The organism is Streptomyces sp. NPDC048389 (assembly GCF_040706335.1).
GTDB lineage: Bacteria > Actinomycetota > Actinomycetes > Streptomycetales > Streptomycetaceae > Streptomyces.
In genome coordinates this window covers 1-17,271 of sequence record NZ_JBEZKP010000032.1, presented here as the reverse complement: position 1 = coordinate 17,271, position 17,271 = coordinate 1, and the positions used below count along the sequence as shown (strand labels likewise).

Below are 17,271 nucleotides of genomic sequence, written 5' to 3'. Positions count from 1 at the left end.
CTGCCGCCTAGCGGTCAGGCTCGGGGTCCTTGAGCCAGTTGATCAGCTCGTTCGAGAAGGCCACAGGATCCTCCTCGTGGGGAAAGTGGCCGAGGCCGTCGAACAGCCGCCACCGGTAGGGCGCTTCGACGTATACCCCGGAGCCGGCCGCACTGCGTGTCCGCATCGCCGGATCGAGTGAGCCGTGCAGGTGCAGCGTGGGAACCCGTACCGGACGCTTCATCCGGCGGTTGAACTGAATGCCGTCCGGTCGGGCCAGCGACCGCACCATCCAGCGGTAGGGCTCGATGGAGCAGTGCGCGGTCGAGGGGATGCACATCGCCCGCCGGTAGACCTCCACGGCCTCCTCGTCGAGCGGCTGCGGCCCGGCCCAGCTCTCGATCAACTCGCCTACCAAGGCCGCGTCGTCCGCCACCAGTTGGCGCTCCGGGAGCCAAGGCCGCTGGAAGCCCCACACATAGGAGCCGGCGCGGCTCTGCGCGAAGTCGGACAGCATCGCCGAGCGCCACCGCCGCGGGTGCGGCATCGAGGACACGGCCAGTCGGCGCACCAGCTTGGGGCGCATCACGGCCGCGGTCCACGCCAGGTAGCCGCCCAGATCGTGCCCGACCAGGGCGGCGTCCGGCTCGCCCAGCGACCGGACGACACCGGTGATGTCGAGTGCCAGATTCGCCGGGTCGTAGCCCCGCGGCGTACGGTCGCTGCCGCCCACGCCGCGCAGGTCCATCGCCACGGCCCTGAACCCCGCGTCGGCGAGCGCCGTCAGTTGATGCCGCCAGGTCCACCAGAACTGCGGGAAACCGTGCAGCAGCAACACCAACGGCCCGTCGCCCATCTCGGCGATGTGGAAGCGGGCGCCGTTGGCCGCCACGTCGCGGTGGGTCCAGGGACCGTCGATGCGTACGGGGCTGCCGAGTGTGCCGAGGCTGCCGGGGGTGGAATCAGGGACCGTCATGCTGATGAGCGTGCCACAACCCGGGGCGCGGTGTTCGCGACCCCGGGTCCGGGGTCATGCCGAAACCTTGTCCGGCATCCGGCCCGCCGTCGTGCTGCGCGAGACCTTCGTCAGCTCGACGCCACGCGGATGCGGCTTGGCGTTGCCCAGCACGGCGGCCGTCTCCTTGGCGGAAGCGACGGCCTTCTGCGGGCCTTTGCCCTTCTTCGCCTTCTTGACGAACACCACGCCGATGAGTCCGAGCAGACCGGCCAGAAAGACATTCACCGCGAACGACAGCAGGAAACACCATGCCAGGTTCCAGCCGGTCCATGCCTCGAAGCCGTAGGCCAGGGCGAAACTCAGCATGGGCAACGAGAAGAGCAGTACCGCGCCGGCCAGGCCGAGCACGACTCCACCGATCCCGGCCTTCTTCGCGTCCTGCCGCAGCTGGGCCTTGGCCAGCGCGATCTCGTCGTGCACCAGCGCGGACATCTCGGCGGTCGCCGAGGCGACCAGCCGGCCGAGACTGCGGTCGGCGCCGACAGCGTTCGCTGTGGTGTTGCCGGGGTCGCTCATCGCTGACTCCCTCTCCTCTTCCACGGGTCCGGTGTTCGTACGGTCCGATGTCAGATCATGCCGGACTGTCGCCGTTGTCGCTCGAAACCGCGGCCGCTTCTGCCTTTCTGCGGTGATCCGCCGCCTTCTTCTCGTAGATCGCGGCCATCCTCAGGTGGTACGCCGGGTCTTCCTCCTCGTAGATGTCCGGGATCCCGGACATGTCCTCGTCGCGCTCCTCTTCCGCGGACAGGGCCTGGTAGGTGCGTACTCGCATCTTCAGCAGGATCGCGGCGAAGACCGCGGCGATCAGTGAGCCGATCAGCACCGCTGCCTTGACCTCGTCGGTCAGCGTCGCATCACCGGTGAAGGCGAGCTCGCCGATGAGCAGCGAGACGGTGAAGCCGATGCCGGCGAGTGTGGCGAGCGCCAGGACGTCGGGCCAGGCCAGGTCGTCGTTGAGCTCTGCCTTGGTGAAGCGCGCGGCCAGCCAGGTGCCGCCGAAGATGCCGAGGGCCTTGCCGACCACCAGACCGAGGACGACACCGAGGGTCTCGGGCTTGGTGAACACATCGGTCAGCGAGTCACCGGTGACGGCGACCCCGGCGGAGAACAGCGCGAACAGCGGCACGGCGAAGCCGGCGGAGAGGGGGCGGACGAGATGCTCGATGTGCTCGCCCGGTGAGTGCTCCTCGCCCTCACGACGGGCACAGCGCAGCATCAGACCCATCGCGACACCGGCGATGGTGGCATGGACCCCGCTGTTGTACATCAGGCCCCAGATGATCAACGCGAGCGGCACGTACACGTACCAGCCGTGCACTCCCTTGCGCAGCAGCAGCCAGAACAGGGCGAGACCCACGGCGGCCCCGCCGAGGGCCACGAAATTCAGGTCGCTCGTGAAGAAGACCGCGATGATCAGGATCGCGAAGAGATCGTCGACGACGGCCAGCGTCAGCAGGAAGGCCCGGAGTGCCGACGGGAGCGATGTGCCGATGACGGCGAGAACCGCGAGCGCGAACGCGATGTCGGTGGCCGTCGGTACGGCCCAGCCGGCGGCCGATCCCCCGCCGATCCCGGTGACCACCAGGTAGACGAGCGCCGGCGCCACCATGCCGCAGAGGGCGGCGATCACCGGCAGGGCTGCTGCCTTGGGGTCGCTGAGCTCGCCGGCGACCAGTTCTCGCTTGAGTTCTATGCCGGCGACGAAGAAGAAGATGGCGAGCAGTCCGTCGGCGGCCCAGTGCTGTATCGACAGGTCGAGGCCGAGGGAGGCGGGGCCGATGTGGAAGTCGCGTACGGAGGCGTAGCTGTCACTGAGGGGCGTGTTCGCCCAGATCAGCGCCACGACCGCCGCGAGCAGCAGCAACATGCCGCCCACGGTTTCGGTGCGCAGTGCTTCGGCGACATAGTTCCGCTCGGGCAGGGAAAGGCGGCCGAGGAACTTACGGTTGGGACTGGGCGGAACCACGGGACGAAACCTCCGGTCGGGGGCAGCACAACAAGCTTGCCGACCAGACTTCCCGGCGCACCTTGGATCTACGTCGCTCACTGACGCGTTCTTCACTCTACCCAAGCCCGCTCGGACACGATCAGTGAGTGGGGGGGCGGGCATGCGCAGGCCCCGGCACGGTCGTCCGGGGCCTGCGCAGGGGGAGTCTGCTGGTCAGTCCTCGCTGGGCGCGCTGGGCAGCTTCGACTGGATGAGATCCATCACAGAGGAGTCCGTCAGCGTGGTGACGTCTCCCAGCTGGCGGTTCTCCGCCACATCCCGCAGCAAGCGCCGCATGATCTTTCCGGAACGGGTCTTCGGCAGCTCGGCCACCGGGAGGATCCGCTTGGGCTTGGCGATCGGTCCGAGGGTCGTGCCGACGTGGTTGCGCAGGTCGTTCACGAGGCTGTCGTCCTCGGTCGCCGTCCCGCGCAGTATCACGAAGGCGACGATGGCCTGTCCGGTGGTCTCGTCCGTCGCACCCACGACGGCCGCCTCCGCGACCTTCGGGTGCGAGACCAGCGCCGACTCGACCTCGGTGGTCGAGATGTTGTGACCGGAGACCAGCATGACGTCGTCTACCCGGCCGAGCAGCCAGATGTCGCCGTCGTCGTCCTTCTTGGCGCCGTCGCCCGCGAAGTACTTGCCCTCGAAGCGCGACCAGTAGGTGTCGAGGAAGCGCTGGTCGTCGCCCCAGATGGTGCGCAGCATCGACGGCCACGGCTCGGTCAGGACCAGATAGCCGCCGCCCCCGTGGGGGACCTCGTGCGCCTCGTCGTCCACGACGGTGGCCGAGATACCGGGCAGCGGGCGCTGGGCGGAGCCCGGCTTGGCTGCGGTGACACCGGGCAGCGGCGAGATCATCATGGCGCCGGTCTCCGTCTGCCACCAGGTGTCGACGACCGGGGTCTTGCCTCCGCCGATGTTCTCCCGGTACCAGATCCATGCCTCGGGGTTGATCGGCTCACCGACCGACCCGAGGACCCGCAGGCTGCTCAGGTCGAACTTGGCGGGGATGTCGTCGCCCCACTTCATGAACGTACGGATCGCGGTGGGTGCGGTGTAGAGGATCGTGACGCCGTACTTCTGGACGATCTCCCAGAAGCGGCCCTGGTGCGGGGTGTCCGGAGTCCCCTCGTACATCACCTGCGTCGCACCGTTGGCCAGCGGCCCGTACACGATGTACGAGTGGCCGGTCACCCACCCGATGTCGGCTGTGCACCAGTAGACGTCCGACTCGGGCTTGAGGTCGAACACGGCGTGATGGGTGTACGCCGTCTGGGTCAGGTAGCCGCCCGACGTGTGCAGGATGCCCTTCGGCTTACCCGTCGTGCCCGAGGTGTAGAGGATGAAGAGAGGGTGCTCGGCGTCGAAGGGCTCTGGCGTGTGCTCAGCGGACTGGCGGCCGACGATGTCGTGCCACCAGACGTCGCGCCCCTCGGTGAAGGCCGTCTCTTGACCCGTGCGCTGCACGACGAGCACATGCTCGACCTGCGGGCAGCGGGTGACCGCCTCGTCGATGGCGGGCTTGAGTGCGCTCGGCTTGCCGCGGCGGTATCCACCGTCGGACGTGATGACGAGCTTGGCGTCGGCGTCCTGGATACGGGAGGCCACCGCGTCGGCGGAGAAACCGCCGAAGACCACGGAGTGCGCGGCGCCGATGCGGGCGCAGGCCAGCATCGCGACAGCGGCCTCGGGGATCATCGGCAAGTACACGGCGACCCGGTCGCCCTTGCGGACACCCAGTTCGAGCAGCGCGTTCGCCGCCTTGGAGACCTCGTCCTTGAGCTCCGCGTAGGTGATGGCGCGGCCGTCGCCCGGCTCGCCCTCGAAGTGGATGGCGACACGGTCGCCGTGGCCCGCCTCGACATGGCGGTCCACGCAGTTGTACGCCACGTTCAGCTTGCCGTCGGCGAACCACTTGGCGAAGGGCGGGTTGGTCCAGTCGAGGGTCTCGGTCGGTTCGGTGGCCCAACTGAGCCGACGTGCCTGCTCGGCCCAGAAGCCAAGCCTGTCCGCCGCGGCCTGCTCGTACGCCTCCGCCGTCACGTTGGCGTTCGCTGCCAGCTCGGCCGGCGGAGTGAACCGCCGCTCTTCTTTAAGAAGGTTGGCCAGGCTCTCGTTGCTCACGACATCTCCCTTTCCCAGGGCGTCTTCCGTGCGTATGTGTCCCAGGCCATAGCTCATCAGCCAGGGGGCCGGGTGACAAGGCCCTTCCGGATATTGGTTTAGACCTGTCATCCCCACATCTGTGGGCGCCCCTCGTCCCCGGGCGGTGGGGACGAGGGGCCACACGCTTTCACGGACGCGGGGCGGGGGTGGTTCAGCCACGCTGCCGGTCGGCCGCAACCGGCGGCCCGGCGGATGGAGCAGGCCAGGCCCTTGGATCAGGCCCGGGACTTCTCCAGCGCCAAGGGAGTGGGGGCCACTCTGTCGAAGACCTCCTCGACCTCGTGCTCCGCGGTGCTCGTCAGGAGATACGCCTGGGCCTCACCGACATGGAAGTACATGCCGTGCAACTGGAGGGATCCCTCCGCGAGCCGACGCGCCACCGACTCGTGAGCGCGCAGATGTTCCAGCTGCTGGACCACATTGGTCAGGCTCAGCTGTTCCACCGCGTCGGCCGGCAGACGGCCGGAGACTCTCGCCCGGCGGTTGTGCCGGCTCTCCATCCGCTTCAGGCTGGGCTGGCCGTGGCGCAACCAGCGCCTCAGGGGCGTCTGGACCCCTTCGGGTGGGCTGGCCAGCAAGGCTTGCATGGCACCGCACCCCGAGTGCCCGCAGATGGTGATCGAGTCCACCGAGAGCACGTCCACGGCGTACTCGATCGCTGCCGCCACGGAGTCGTCGCCGGTCTCCTCCCCCGGGTGCGGGACGAGGTTGCCCACATTGCGCACCGTGAACAGGTCACCCGGCCCGCTTGCCGTGATCATGCTGGTCACCAGTCGGGAGTCGGCGCAGGTGATGAAGAGTTGGGAGGGGCGCTGGCCTTCGCGCGCCAGCCGTGCCAGCTCATCGCGGACCAGTGGGGCGGTGTTCCGCTGGAAGGAGCTGATCCCGCTGGCGAGATGGTGGGCTTCCGCCTGCTGCGGGCGCTCACCGCAGTGGTGGTTGCGCCAGGGGGTCCACGGCCGGCAGCACTCATGGAACTCGTCGGACGGCTCGCTGATCGGCACGCCCGACCGGCCGGTGATCTCCACCGTCCCGCCCTGCGCGACGTGGGAGGTCTGCCAGTCGTGCAGGGCCTCGTACGCGGCGTGGTCCATGAAGGAACCGTCCAGTTCGACGACAGCGTTCGCCCCCGGGGGGACCTCGTGCAGCAACCGGCTGAGCCGTGGCACCGCGAGGAAGGTCAGCTGGCCGCGGGCCCGTACACAGTGCCTGCCCTTCTGTTCCTCGATCGTGATCCGCGTCCGGGTGAGCCGGTACAGCGCGACGGAGACCGCCACCGCCACCCCGATGATCACGCCGGCCAGGACATCGGTGATCACCACGGCGCCGAGCGTGGTCGCGTAGACGAGCGTCTCGCGGTTTCTCTTCACCTTTTGCAGGTGGGTGATGTTGACCATCTGCATACCGATCACCATCACGAGCGCCGCGAGTGCGGCGAGCGGAATCAGGTCGATGACCGGGACCAGGAGCAGCGCGGCGGCGACGATCCACAGCCCGTGGAGCATCGTGGAGTGCCGGCTGACGGCGCCGGCGGCCACGTTCGCCGTACTGCGGACCGCGACACCGGCAACGGGCAGTCCGCCGAGCGCACCGGACACGATGTTGGCCGCGCCTTGCCCGGCCAGCTCCCGGTCGAGGTCGGAGCGGGGGACGGGACCGTGCGACTCCGGCCGGGCCGCCGCCAGCTTGTCCACCGCCACCGCGGACAGCAGTGACTGCACGCTGGTGACCAGGGTGATGGTGACGACGGCCGCGGCGAGTCCGAGTACCGGACCTTCGGGCAACGAAGGCAACGCATGACTGCGCCAGGAGGGCAGGTCGACCTGGGGCAGTCCGAGGCCGACGACCGCGGCCATCGTCGTCGCCACCACCACGGCGGCGAGGGCGGCGGGAATCTTCCGGACGATCTGGCCGGCACGCCCCGGGATACGAGGCCAGCCCAGCAGCACGGCGATGGTCAACGCGCTGACCGACAGGGCGGCGGGCCGGGCGTCGGCCAACTGCGCAGGCAGGCTCCGGATGTTGGCGACGACCGAGCTCTCCGGGGTGCCGCCGAGGACGATGTGGAGCTGGGCGAGGGCGATCGTGACACCGATGCCCGCCAGCATGCCGTGCACGATTGCCGGGCTGACGGCAAGAGCCGAGCGGGCTACCCGCAGTGCCGCAAGACCGAGTTGAGACAGGCCGGCGAGCACGGTGATCGCACAGGTGGCGCGCCAGCCGTACTGCTGGATCAACTCGGCGGTCACCACGGTCAGTCCGGCGGCAGGTCCGCTGACCTGGAGGGGGGAGCCGCCGAGCCGCCCGGCGACGATGCCGCCGACGGCCGCGGCGACGAGCCCGGCCTGCAGCGGCGCGCCCGTGGCGAGCGCGATGCCGAGGGACAGCGGCAGTGCGATCAGGAACACGGCGATGGAAGCGGAGAAGTCGGCACCGCGGATGTGGAAGCGACGGGCTTCACCGGGCGGCGGGCGGTGTGGACGCTGGAAAGGGGATGCGGGGGACGCCCGGCCGAACCGGGCGGGATGGTCCTTCGCGGACTTGTCGGGCTGGTGAGAAGGATCGTCGGTGCGAGTGGGGGCGCAGGACATGGTTCCCGTCTCCTCCGGGGCAGCGCGGTCGCGGAATGGGGGACGCGGCCGTGGGTCACGGCGTGCAGTGGCGGGATACTCAAACGTTCGGTAAATGGATCGTAATGCAGAGTAAAGACTCGGGCATTATTTTCGAGGCAAATAGGTCACGCTTTCACTCGATGTGCTGGTTATTCAGTTCATATCGGCTTGTCATCTGCGGCCGCTCGCCGTCGCGATGCGAGTTTGACGGCTCCGTATGCACCGTCGTCAGGCAGTCGTATTGGCACAGGAATGAGGTGGGCGGATGTTGGCCGCCACGAAGAGGCTCGTCGTCGTCGGCACGGTCGCCACGGCGTTGACCGCAGGTCTCGCAGGGTGTTCCGGGCCCGGCGGCACCCAGGCGCCGGGCGGTCCGGCCGCCAAGGAGGGCACTGCAGGGGGTAAGGAAGGAGTCGCCGCGCCCAAGGGAGCGGTACGCCTGATCGGTGACGGGTCCACGGCCTTCACCGGTGCTCAGCCGGGCCTTCTCGAGCCCAAGCGGCTGAAGCCCGGTCAGAAGCCCCCGCAGTTCGTCGTGTTCTCCTGGGACGGCGCCGGTGAGGACAGCCAGAAGCTGTTCTCCCATTTCCGCGAAGTGGGCAAGAAGTACGACGCGACGATGACCTACTTCCTCAGCGGCGTCTATCTCCTGCCCGAGGAGAAGCGGGCGATGTACCAGCCGCCGCAGCATGCGGCCGGCCGCTCCGACATCGGCTTCAACGACGTCGAGGGCATCAGGGACACCGTCCGCGAGCTGCGTGCCGCCTGGCTCGACGGGAACGAAGTGGGCACGCACTTCAACGGCCACTTCTGCGGCAAGGACCGAGGGGTCGGCACCTGGTCCGTGGAGGAGTGGAAGAGCGAGATCCGCCAGGCCAAGTCGTTTGTCAAGAACTGGAAGACGAATGCGGGCCTGACCTCCATGGAGCCGCTCCCCTTCGACTACGACAAGGAACTCATCGGCGCCCGCACGCCGTGCCTGGAGGGGCGCGAGAACTTCATGCGCGCCGCGAGCGAGCTGGGCTTCCGCTACGACACCAGCGGTGTCAACAACCAGGTCTGGCCGGAGAGGGAACTCGGCCTGTGGGATGTCTCGCTGCAGCTGGTCCCCGTGCCCGGACGTGCCTTCGAGACGCTGTCGATGGACTACAACTTCATGGTCAACCAGTCCGGCACCGTGAAGGGAGACCCCTCGAAGCACGTGTACTGGGGCAACCAAATGCGTGACGGTCTGATCCAGGCATTCGAGCGGTCCTACGACGGCAACCGTGCGCCGCTGATCATCGGCAACCACTTCGAGTCATGGAACGGCGGCACCTACATGCGTGCCATCGAGGAAACAATCGCGACGGTGTGCGTGAAGAGCGAGGTGGAGTGCGTGTCGTTCCGCCAGCTGGTCGACTGGCTGGACGCGCAGGATCCGAAGGTTCTCGAGAAACTGCGCGGCCTCGGGGTCGGCGAGGCACCCAAGGGCGGTTGGAAGCAGTTCCTGGCCGCGCCGGTGGCCCCGGCGGCGCCGCCGGCCGGAAAGTCCGCAGAGGGAGCCGAGGCGAAGGCGACGGAGAAGCGCTGAGCGCCACGGTGCGTTCAGCGAGGACGGCGGCGGTCCCGCCCCCGGGGCAGAGCCCATGGGGTGGGACCGCATGCGCCGCAGCCGGACTGCGCCTCAGCCCGGCTGCGGCACCAGGGCGGGCTCACGGAGCACGAACGCCGGATCGACCTGTGCCGCCAGGTCGGCCCCGGTCCTGGCGTTGCCCCAGCTCTCCGCGTTCTTCAGATGGAAGTGCACCATCTGACGGGTATAGCGCTCCCAGTCACGGGCGGCGTACGAGTCCTCCGCCGTGTTCTGCAGTGTCTGCAACGACATGCGGTTGTCCGCTTCCAGGAGTTCGAATCGGAGCGGGCGGCCTTTCTCCATGGCACGCACCCAGTCGGAGTGCCCAAGAGTGACGAGCAGATCGTCACCCACCGCCTCGCGGAGGAACTCGATGTCGTCAGGACCCTGCACCTTGTTGCCCACGACCTTCACCGCGACGTCGAAGTCCCGTGCGTACTCCTTGTACTGGCGGTAGACCGAAATGCCCTTGAGGGTCGGTTCGGCCACCAGGAACGTCATGTCGAAGCGGGTGAACATCCCGGAGGCGAAGGAGTCGGAGCCGGCTGTCATGTCGACCACGACGTACTCGTCGGCGCCGTCCACGAGGTGGTTCAGGCAGAGCTCGACCGCTCCGACCTTGGAGTGGTAGCAGGAGACACCGAGGTCTGATTCGGTGAAGGGACCGGTGGCCATCAGCCTGATGTCACCGTCGTCGAGCCGGACCGTGCGGGCACACGATGCGTAGACCGGGTTGTCCTCCGTAACGCTGAGCAGACGCGACCCTTCCCCGGGAGGGGTCGTCTTGATCATCGTCTCGGTCGAGGTGATGCGCGGGTTGGAACCGCGCAGGTAGTCCTTGATGAGCGGAAGATGCGCGCCCATCGAGGGCAGTTCGGCTGCTTCCGCCTCGCTGAGGCCGAGGGCGGTGCCGAGGTGCTGGTTGATGTCGGCGTCCACCGCGACGACGGGGGCTTCGTTGGCGGCAAGGTGGCGGATGAAGAGCGATGACAGCGTCGTCTTACCGCTGCCGCCCTTTCCTACGAAAGCGATCTTCATGTTCACCTAGCGTAGCGGAGTGATGGCATGGCGTCGCCGCACGGGGTGAGGAAGGCCACTCGAAGGTGGGGAGCGCCCGCTGCGGCGCGTAGCCTCGCTGCCTATGAGTACGAACGCCTCGTCGGCCGATCCCCTCGCGACCCTTGGCGCCTTGCCGGGCGTCGCCGACTCCGTGGACTCCGTGCGAAAAGCCGTCGACCGGGTCTACGGGCACCGGGTCATGCGCCGACGCAGCAACGAGATCACCTCGGAGGCGGCGCTGCGCGGAGCCCGCGCTTCCGCCGCGTTGTCCGGGGCGGACTGGGCGCTGGAGGAGGTCCGCAGGCGCACCGACTTCGGCAGTGAGCCGGAGGCCCGTACGGTCGGCGCCGCTCTGCGACTCACCGCGGAAGCGGGTCAGCTCCTCTCGATCTGGCGGCAGTCGCCGCTGCGTGTGCTGGCCCGGCTGCACCTGGTCGCGGCGAGTGGCGCGGGGGACGACGGCACCGTCGGGCGGCCCCGTCTTCCCGGCGAGGTGGTGGACGAGCCGCTGATCGGGGCGCCGTTGCCGGATGTCGCAGAGCTGACGGGCCGACTGGACGGGCTGGCCGAGTTGATCATCGCGGGCACGGAGGCTCCCGCCCTGGTTACCGCCGCCGTGGTGCATGGCGAGCTGCTGGCTCTGCGGCCCTTCGGCTCGTGCAACGGTCTGGTCGCCCGGGCGGCGGAGCGGATCGTGCTCGTGGGAAGCGGACTCGACCCGAAGTCGATCTGCCCGGCGGAGGTGGGCCACGCCGAGCAGGGCCGGGCCGCCTACGTCGCCGCCTTCGAGGCGTATCTGACCGGGACGCCCGAGGGGATGGCCGCGTGGATCGCCCACTGCGGCCGCGCCGTCGAACTGGGTGTCAGGGAATCCACCGCCGTGTGCGAGGCACTTCAGCGGGGTGCGGCCTGACAGTCTCCGTAGAGGTCTGCGCCGAGCGGGGGAGTCCCGGGCAAAGGGGTGCGGCGGTACCGATTTCGGTACCGCCGCTGGCATGAGCGCCGAGTTACCATGCGTCCTCGAAATGTTGCCCATCAGGTCGGGGACTTTGCCCGTCACCTGGTGCGGCTGGCCCGTAATCGACGGGTCGACGTCGCGTGGGTGCTCGGTTTTCATGCTTCGGTCCGTGGGGCCTTTGTGCGTTAAAGGTGATCCTTTCGGATGTGCCTCGGTCTCGCGGGCCGTGACTCCTTTGTACTACTACGGGCAGCGATGTGAAAGCCCTGGTGATGCTTCTTTACTTTTAGGTTCAAATACGGACGAAACTGCAGATGCCCGCCCCGGGCCGCGCTGATGTTGTGGTGCCCTTCAGGGGAGGGCGGCCCGGCTCGCGGCCTGCGCTGTGACAGTGCGCCGACGGCTGGCGTACCAGACGAGTCCCGCCGTCGCCGCCGCCGCTCCGACGGCCGCCATCGCCATCAGCGCGGGCCGCGGTGCCATGGAGAACCCGGGCAGTCGCTGCTTCAGCCGTACGGGCCGGTTGAAGTCGAGAATCGGCCAGTCCCGCAGAGCAGCCTCGCGGCGCAGCCCGCGCCCCGGGTTCACCGCGTAGGGGTGCCCGACCGCTGCCAGCATGGGGACGTCGGTGACCGAGTCGCTGTACGCGTAGCAGCGGGCCAGGTCGTACCCCTCCGACTCGGCGAGATCCCTGACGGCCTCCGCCTTGGTCGGCCCGTAGGCGTAGTACTCCACCTCGCCGGTGAAGCAGCCGTCGTCGCCGACAACCATGCGTGTGGCCACGACCCGGTCGGCTCCGAGGAGTTCCCCGATGGGTTCCACGACCTCGGCGCCCGAGGTGGAGACGATGACCACGTCGTGGCCTGCGGCGTGATGCTCCTCGATGAGGGAGGCGGCCTCGTCGTAGATGATCGGGTCGATCAGATCGTGAAGGGTCTCTGCGACGATCTCCTTCACCTGCTGGACGTTCCAGCCCTTGCAGAGTGCGGAGAGGTACTCTCGCATCCGCTCCATCTGGTCGTGGTCCGCACCGCCGGCCAGGAAAACGAACTGTGCATAGGCGGTACGCAGAACGGCGCGCCGGTTGATCAGCCCGCCTTGGTAGAAGGACTTGCTGAAGGTCAGAGTCGAAGACTTCGCAATGACCGTCTTGTCCAGGTCAAAGAAGGCGGCTGTGCGCGGCAAGGAGTGGTTTTCCACGAGCTGAGCATATGTGCCCGCCATTCGGCGTACGCTGGGGCCTGTGGGTTTGCCTGAGAAGGCTCTCGGGTACACCATGGAAGTCACGGATCGTTCGCGACCGTGCTAACCCGGTCCGGCTCCTCCCCCCCCGAGTCGGCCGGAGAGACGACCCCCGCTCTCCCCCCCGGCGGGGGTCGTCGCATGTCCGGGCACGTTTTTCTCTTCAGCCCGTTTCGCCACCGCTCGTGCGGCGCTTCTGCGTGCCTCGACGGCAGCGGACGACCCACCACCGGATTTGTCACTCAGCGTAGCGTTCAGGCTGCGTTCCGGCAGGTCTTCAGGGAGGTCTCCCCGACTCTTCCCGGCATCGTCCATGAGTCGCCGCGCACTCACTGGTATGAGCTACGGGGATATTCACAAGTGGCGAGTTGTCCACAGTTTTTCAGCAAGATCCACACGATTTTTCACGGCGCTGCACCGTGATTCCACCCGCGTAACTCGCGGGCCGAAGGAATCACGGATCTCGATGCGATGCGAGATCGCAGAGGGAAGGGATGGAGATCGTGGCCGGATCCATCACATCGGACCGCTCGCGCGCCGCGGAGAAGCGGCCGGGCGGACCCTTGATCATCACCGAAAACCTGGAGCTGCTCGACGATCTGCTGCGGCTGTGCGCGGCGGCCGGCGCCGAGCCCGACGTGCATCACACGCTGCCGGAGCGGAACGGCGGGTGGGAGGAGGCGCCGCTCGTCCTGGTCGGCGACGACGCTGCCGCACGCTGCCGCGGGGCCTCACGCAGGCGCGGGGTGATGCTCGTGGGCAAGGACCAGGACGATCCGGACGTATGGCGGCGAGCCGTGGAGATCGGGGCCGACTGTGTGCTCCGGCTGCCCGACGCCGAGAGCTGGCTCGTCGACCGTATTGCGGATGTCGTCGAGGGGGTCGGACGGCCGGCCCTGACCGTCGGAGTGATCGGTGGACGTGGCGGCGCCGGCGCCTCGACGCTTGCGACCGCGCTCGCGGTGACGGCAGCACGCGGCGGTCGGCGCACGATGCTCGTCGACGGAGATCCGCTGGGCGGAGGGCTCGACGTCCTCCTCGGAGGTGAGCACACCGAAGGCAGGCGATGGCCGGATTTCGCCGCTTCCAAGGGACGGGTCGCCGGCGGGGCGCTGGAGGAGTCGCTGCCGGAACTGCATGCGCTGCGCGTACTCAGTTGGGACCGCGGTGACTCCGTGATCATCCCTCCTGAGGCGATGAGGTCGGTCTTGGCAGCCGCCCGGCGACGTGGCGGAGCAGTCGTCGTCGACCTGCCGCGCCGCGTCGACGAAGGCGTGGCGGAAGCGCTGGCGCAGCTGGACCTCGGCCTGCTGGTCGTCCCCGGTGAGCTGCGCGCCGTCGCAGCCGCCAACCGGGTGGCGTCAGTCGTGGGCATGGTCCTGCCCGACCTGAGGGTCGTGGCGCGTGGACCGTATGCAGCGGGCCTGGACGAGCAGTGGGTGGCGGGCGCCCTCGGGCTGCCACTCGCCGGTGAGTTGCCGACAGAGCCCGGACTGGCGGCCGCACAGAGCGGAGGAGCGCCGCCGGGCGGGAACGGCCGCGGACCGCTGGCCAGGTTCTGCACGGCCTTCTGGGACCGTGTGCTGGTCGGGGAGGGCGTCGCATGACTTCCGGCCTGTTGGAGGCGGTCCGGCAGCGACTGGCGGAGAGCGGAGCGGAGCCCACGCCCGCCCGGGTGGCCGCCGCACTGCGGGCCCAGGGGCGGCTGCTGGGCGACGCCGAGGTGCTGGGTGGCACGGAGAAGCTGCGCTGTGAACTGGTGGGCACGGGACCGCTGGAGCCGCTGCTCGCCGATCCGTCGGTCACCGATGTGCTGGTCTCCGCCCACGATCGGGTGTGGGTGGACCGGGGCAGGGGCCTGGAACTCACCGAGGTGACGTTCGCCGATGCGGCATCGGTGCGCAGACTGGCCCAGCGCCTCGCGGCAGTGGCCGAGCGGCGGCTGGACGACGCCCGACCATGGGTGGACGCCCGCCTGCCGGACGGCACGAGGATGCATGCCGTGATCCCTCCGGTCGCGGTGGGCTCGACATGCCTTTCGCTGCGCGTCGTGCGGCCCCGCGCCTTCTCCGTGGAGGAGCTGGTCGCGGCGGGGACGGTACCGCCGGGTGGGGACAGGCTGCTGCGGGCGCTGGTCCAGGCCCGGCTGTCCTTTCTGATCAGCGGAGGCACAGGCTCCGGGAAGACCACTCTGCTGAGCAGCCTGTTGGGGCTGGTGGGGGAGCGGGAGCGCATTGTGCTGGCCGAGGACTCGGCCGAACTCCGGCCCGAGCATCCGCACGTGGTGCGGCTGGAGTCGCGTATGGCGAACCAGGAGGGCGCCGGGCGGGTGACGTTGCGGGACCTGGTCAGGCAGGCGCTGCGGATGCGCCCGGACCGGCTGGTGGTGGGTGAGGTGCGCGGAGCGGAGGTGACCGAACTACTCGCCGCGCTCAACACCGGCCATGAGGGCGGGTGCGGCACGGTCCACGCCAACGCGGCAGCGGACGTGCCGGCGCGGCTCGAGGCGCTGGGGACCGCGGCCGGGCTCGACCGTGCCGCACTGCACAGCCAGCTGGCGGCGGCCCTCTCAGTGGTGATCCATCTTGTGCGGGACCGGGCGGGCCGCCGGCGGGTGGCCGAGATCCGTGTCCTGGAGCGTGATGCGGCGGGCTTGGTGGTGACCGTACCCGCGCTGAGGTGGGGCAAGGGGGCCTTCGTGGCCGAGGCCGGATGGGAACGGCTGCGGGCACTGGCCGGTGATGCGCTGTGAACGCCGTGCATGCGATGTGCGCGGCGGCGCTGTGCCTGCTCGGGGCCGCGTGTCTCATGGCTGGTCATCAGCGGGGGCTGCGGCGGGCGCGGCTGCTCTTCGCGGACGCGGGTGCGGTGGTGCTGCCTCCGTGGTGGTCGCGAGAGCGGCTGCTGCCCGTGAGCAGGCTGCGGAGGGAGTGGCTGTGCCTGCCGGCCGCGCTGATGGTGGCCTTTGCGGCCGAGTCGCCGCTGCCCTTGGCCCTGGGAGCGGTGGCCGTGCCGTTGGTGCGGCGGTGGCTGCTGGTCAGGGAGCGCAGAAGGGACAGCGACAGGCGGGCCCAGGGAGTCATCGAGTTGTGCGGCGCGACTGCGGGGGAGCTGCGGGCCGGGATGCAGCCGGCGCAGGCACTGCTCTTCGCCGCGGGGGCGTCGGACGTACTCGGTGACGCGGAGGCCGCTGTACTGGCAGCCGCCCGGTTCGGTGGAGATGTGCCCGGGGCGCTGCGCACGGCAGCGCGGCAGCCTGGTGCGGAAGCACTGGCCGGTATGGCGGCCTGCTGGCGGGTGGCCGTGGACAGTGGCGCGGGCCTGGCTGCCGGGCTGGATCGCCTGGAAGCGGCTCTGCAGGCCGAGAGCGATCAACGTAAGGATCTGAAAGCTCAGTTGGCAGGCGCCTGGTCGACCATCACGCTGCTCGCGCTGCTTCCGGTCGGGGGCCTCGCCATGGGGTGGGCGCTCGGGGCGGACCCGCTGTCCGTGCTCTTCCACACCCCGGCAGGTATCGCCTGCCTGGTGGTCGGCGGGCTGCTCGAGACGGCAGGGCTGTGCTGGGCCGGACGAATCGTCCGCATCGGGGAGGAGGGGTGAACGGCGAAGTTGTGCACAGGTTGGGGACAACTGTGGCGGCCCTCTTCTCGGTGGCCTGTCTGCTCTCGCTGGTGACAGCAAGGCAGCGGGAGAGCAGGGCGCGAAGGAGGCTCAGGGCCCTGCTGTGTATCGGGCCTGAACCCCGACGGGGGCAAGTGGACTTCCGGCGTTGGGGCAAGCGCTGGGCGGCGCCTCTGGGCGTGGCGGTTCTCGCCTGCATCTTGATCGGTGGGCCGGCGGGCGGTGCTGTGGGGATCGCCGCGGCCTTCTGGGTCCTGCGATGGCGGCGCAACCGTGACCGGCGAGAGGGCCCGGGGTCGGCCGAGGCAGGTGAGCACGGGGAGGCGGCCCGCCAACTGCCCTTGGCTGCCGATCTGCTGGCCGCCTGCATCTCGGCGGGGGCGGGCCCGCGCGAGGCGGCAGAGGCGGTCGGGGAGTCGCTGGGCGGCCCGGTCGGCGCACGCCTCGCACACACCGCCGCGCAATTGCGCCTCGGGGCCGAACCGGCGCCCGTGTGGGAATGGTTCGGCGGAATACCGGGGGCGGAACCGCTGGCTCGCTGTCTGGAGCGGGCCGACTCCACCGGAGCGCCGGCCGCGGAACAGGTGTCGCGGCTGGCCGAGAGATTCCGTGCGGAGCGGGCCCGCGCCGCGGGGCGCCAAGGACGCAGGGCACAAGTGCTGATCACCGCTCCGGTGGGGCTGTGCTTCCTGCCCGCATTCCTCGCGGTCGGCGTGGCACCGGTTGTGATCGGCCTGGCGAGCGGGCTCCTGCACGGCAACTGAGGCTCGACGGCTTCGGCACCTGTCGAAAACACCGACAGGACAGACGACAACTTCGACATCTGGAGGCATGAACATGCGAAAAGCGATGCGTGACCGGCTGAAGGCGCTGAGGCGCGGGATGCGTACCGACGGCGGGATGACGACCAAGCGTGTCGCGGCACTCACTGTGTCCCACGCCGCCGGTGTCGCTTTAGGTGGTGGCTGCCCTTCGTGCGTGTGTAGTGGCGTGAGGTGTCATCGTGTT

13 protein-coding genes are annotated in these 17,271 nt (G+C 69.2%); 6 read left to right on the top strand and 7 right to left on the bottom strand.

The features are described 5' to 3' along the window. Positions 1-7: 7 nt before the first annotated feature. The 5 genes from AB0903_RS21540 to AB0903_RS21520 all read right to left on the bottom strand — a co-directional run bounded on the left by AB0903_RS21540 (position 8) and on the right by AB0903_RS21520 (position 7,747). Positions 8-955: an alpha/beta hydrolase gene (locus AB0903_RS21540; RefSeq protein ID WP_366705096.1), complete on the bottom strand. Its 948-nt coding sequence runs from the start codon at positions 953-955 to the stop codon at positions 8-10. Positions 956-1,009: 54 nt separating this feature from the next. Further along, entirely contained in the window at positions 1,010-1,513 is a 504-nt protein-coding gene (locus AB0903_RS21535) for a phage holin family protein (protein ID WP_366705094.1), read from the bottom strand. Positions 1,514-1,568: 55 nt separating this feature from the next. Beyond that, entirely contained in the window at positions 1,569-2,963 is a 1,395-nt protein-coding gene (gene nhaA, locus AB0903_RS21530) for a Na+/H+ antiporter NhaA (protein WP_366705092.1), read from the bottom strand. 195 nt (positions 2,964-3,158) lie between these two features. Continuing rightward, a complete protein-coding gene (gene acs / locus AB0903_RS21525) occupies positions 3,159-5,114 on the bottom strand; it encodes an acetate--CoA ligase (protein ID WP_366705090.1) in 1,956 nt (651 codons plus the stop codon). A 257-nt stretch (positions 5,115-5,371) separates the two neighbouring features. Next, positions 5,372-7,747 (bottom strand): bifunctional SulP family inorganic anion transporter/carbonic anhydrase, encoded by a 2,376-nt coding sequence (locus AB0903_RS21520; protein ID WP_366705088.1) that lies wholly within the window; start codon positions 7,745-7,747, stop codon positions 5,372-5,374. Between the two features lie 286 nt (positions 7,748-8,033). Between AB0903_RS21520 and AB0903_RS21515 the strand changes: the two genes are divergently transcribed. Beyond that, on the top strand, positions 8,034-9,341 hold the full coding sequence (locus AB0903_RS21515) for a hypothetical protein (RefSeq protein ID WP_366705086.1): 1,308 nt from the start codon (positions 8,034-8,036) through the stop codon (positions 9,339-9,341). A 93-nt stretch (positions 9,342-9,434) separates the two neighbouring features. On the opposite strand, the gene AB0903_RS21510 is transcribed toward AB0903_RS21515, so the two are convergent. Beyond that, a complete protein-coding gene (locus AB0903_RS21510; protein ID WP_366705084.1) occupies positions 9,435-10,421 on the bottom strand; it encodes an ATP-binding protein in 987 nt (328 codons plus the stop codon). Between the two features lie 103 nt (positions 10,422-10,524). Between AB0903_RS21510 and AB0903_RS21505 the strand changes: the two genes are divergently transcribed. Then, the gene (locus tag AB0903_RS21505; protein WP_366705083.1) at positions 10,525-11,355 is read left to right on the top strand and encodes an oxidoreductase; all 831 of its coding nucleotides are present in this window, start codon (positions 10,525-10,527) and stop codon (positions 11,353-11,355) included. 396 nt (positions 11,356-11,751) lie between these two features. Here the strand turns inward: AB0903_RS21505 and AB0903_RS21500 are convergent, their stop codons facing one another. Further along, positions 11,752-12,624 carry an HAD-IB family hydrolase gene (locus tag AB0903_RS21500; RefSeq protein ID WP_366705081.1) on the bottom strand — a complete coding sequence of 291 codons (873 nt, stop codon included), beginning with the start codon at positions 12,622-12,624 and terminating at the stop codon, positions 11,752-11,754. Positions 12,625-13,136: 512 nt separating this feature from the next. Here AB0903_RS21500 and ssd point away from each other — a divergent pair. From ssd to AB0903_RS21480, 4 genes are read left to right on the top strand one after another with little or no spacing between them, the layout of a single operon-like run. Next, positions 13,137-14,249: a septum site-determining protein Ssd gene (gene ssd / locus AB0903_RS21495; protein ID WP_366705079.1), complete on the top strand. Its 1,113-nt coding sequence runs from the start codon at positions 13,137-13,139 to the stop codon at positions 14,247-14,249. Then, the gene (locus tag AB0903_RS21490) at positions 14,246-15,394 is read left to right on the top strand and encodes a TadA family conjugal transfer-associated ATPase (protein ID WP_366705077.1); all 1,149 of its coding nucleotides are present in this window, start codon (positions 14,246-14,248) and stop codon (positions 15,392-15,394) included. The genes ssd and AB0903_RS21490 overlap by 4 nt, the downstream gene beginning before the upstream one ends. A gap of 14 nt (positions 15,395-15,408) precedes the next feature. Next, positions 15,409-16,242, top strand: a complete 834-nt coding sequence (locus tag AB0903_RS21485) for a type II secretion system F family protein (RefSeq protein WP_366705176.1) — start codon at positions 15,409-15,411, stop codon at positions 16,240-16,242. After that, the gene (locus AB0903_RS21480; RefSeq protein WP_366705075.1) at positions 16,239-17,027 is read left to right on the top strand and encodes a type II secretion system F family protein; all 789 of its coding nucleotides are present in this window, start codon (positions 16,239-16,241) and stop codon (positions 17,025-17,027) included. Before AB0903_RS21485 ends, AB0903_RS21480 begins: the two co-directional genes overlap by 4 nt. Positions 17,028-17,271 lie beyond the last annotated feature (244 nt).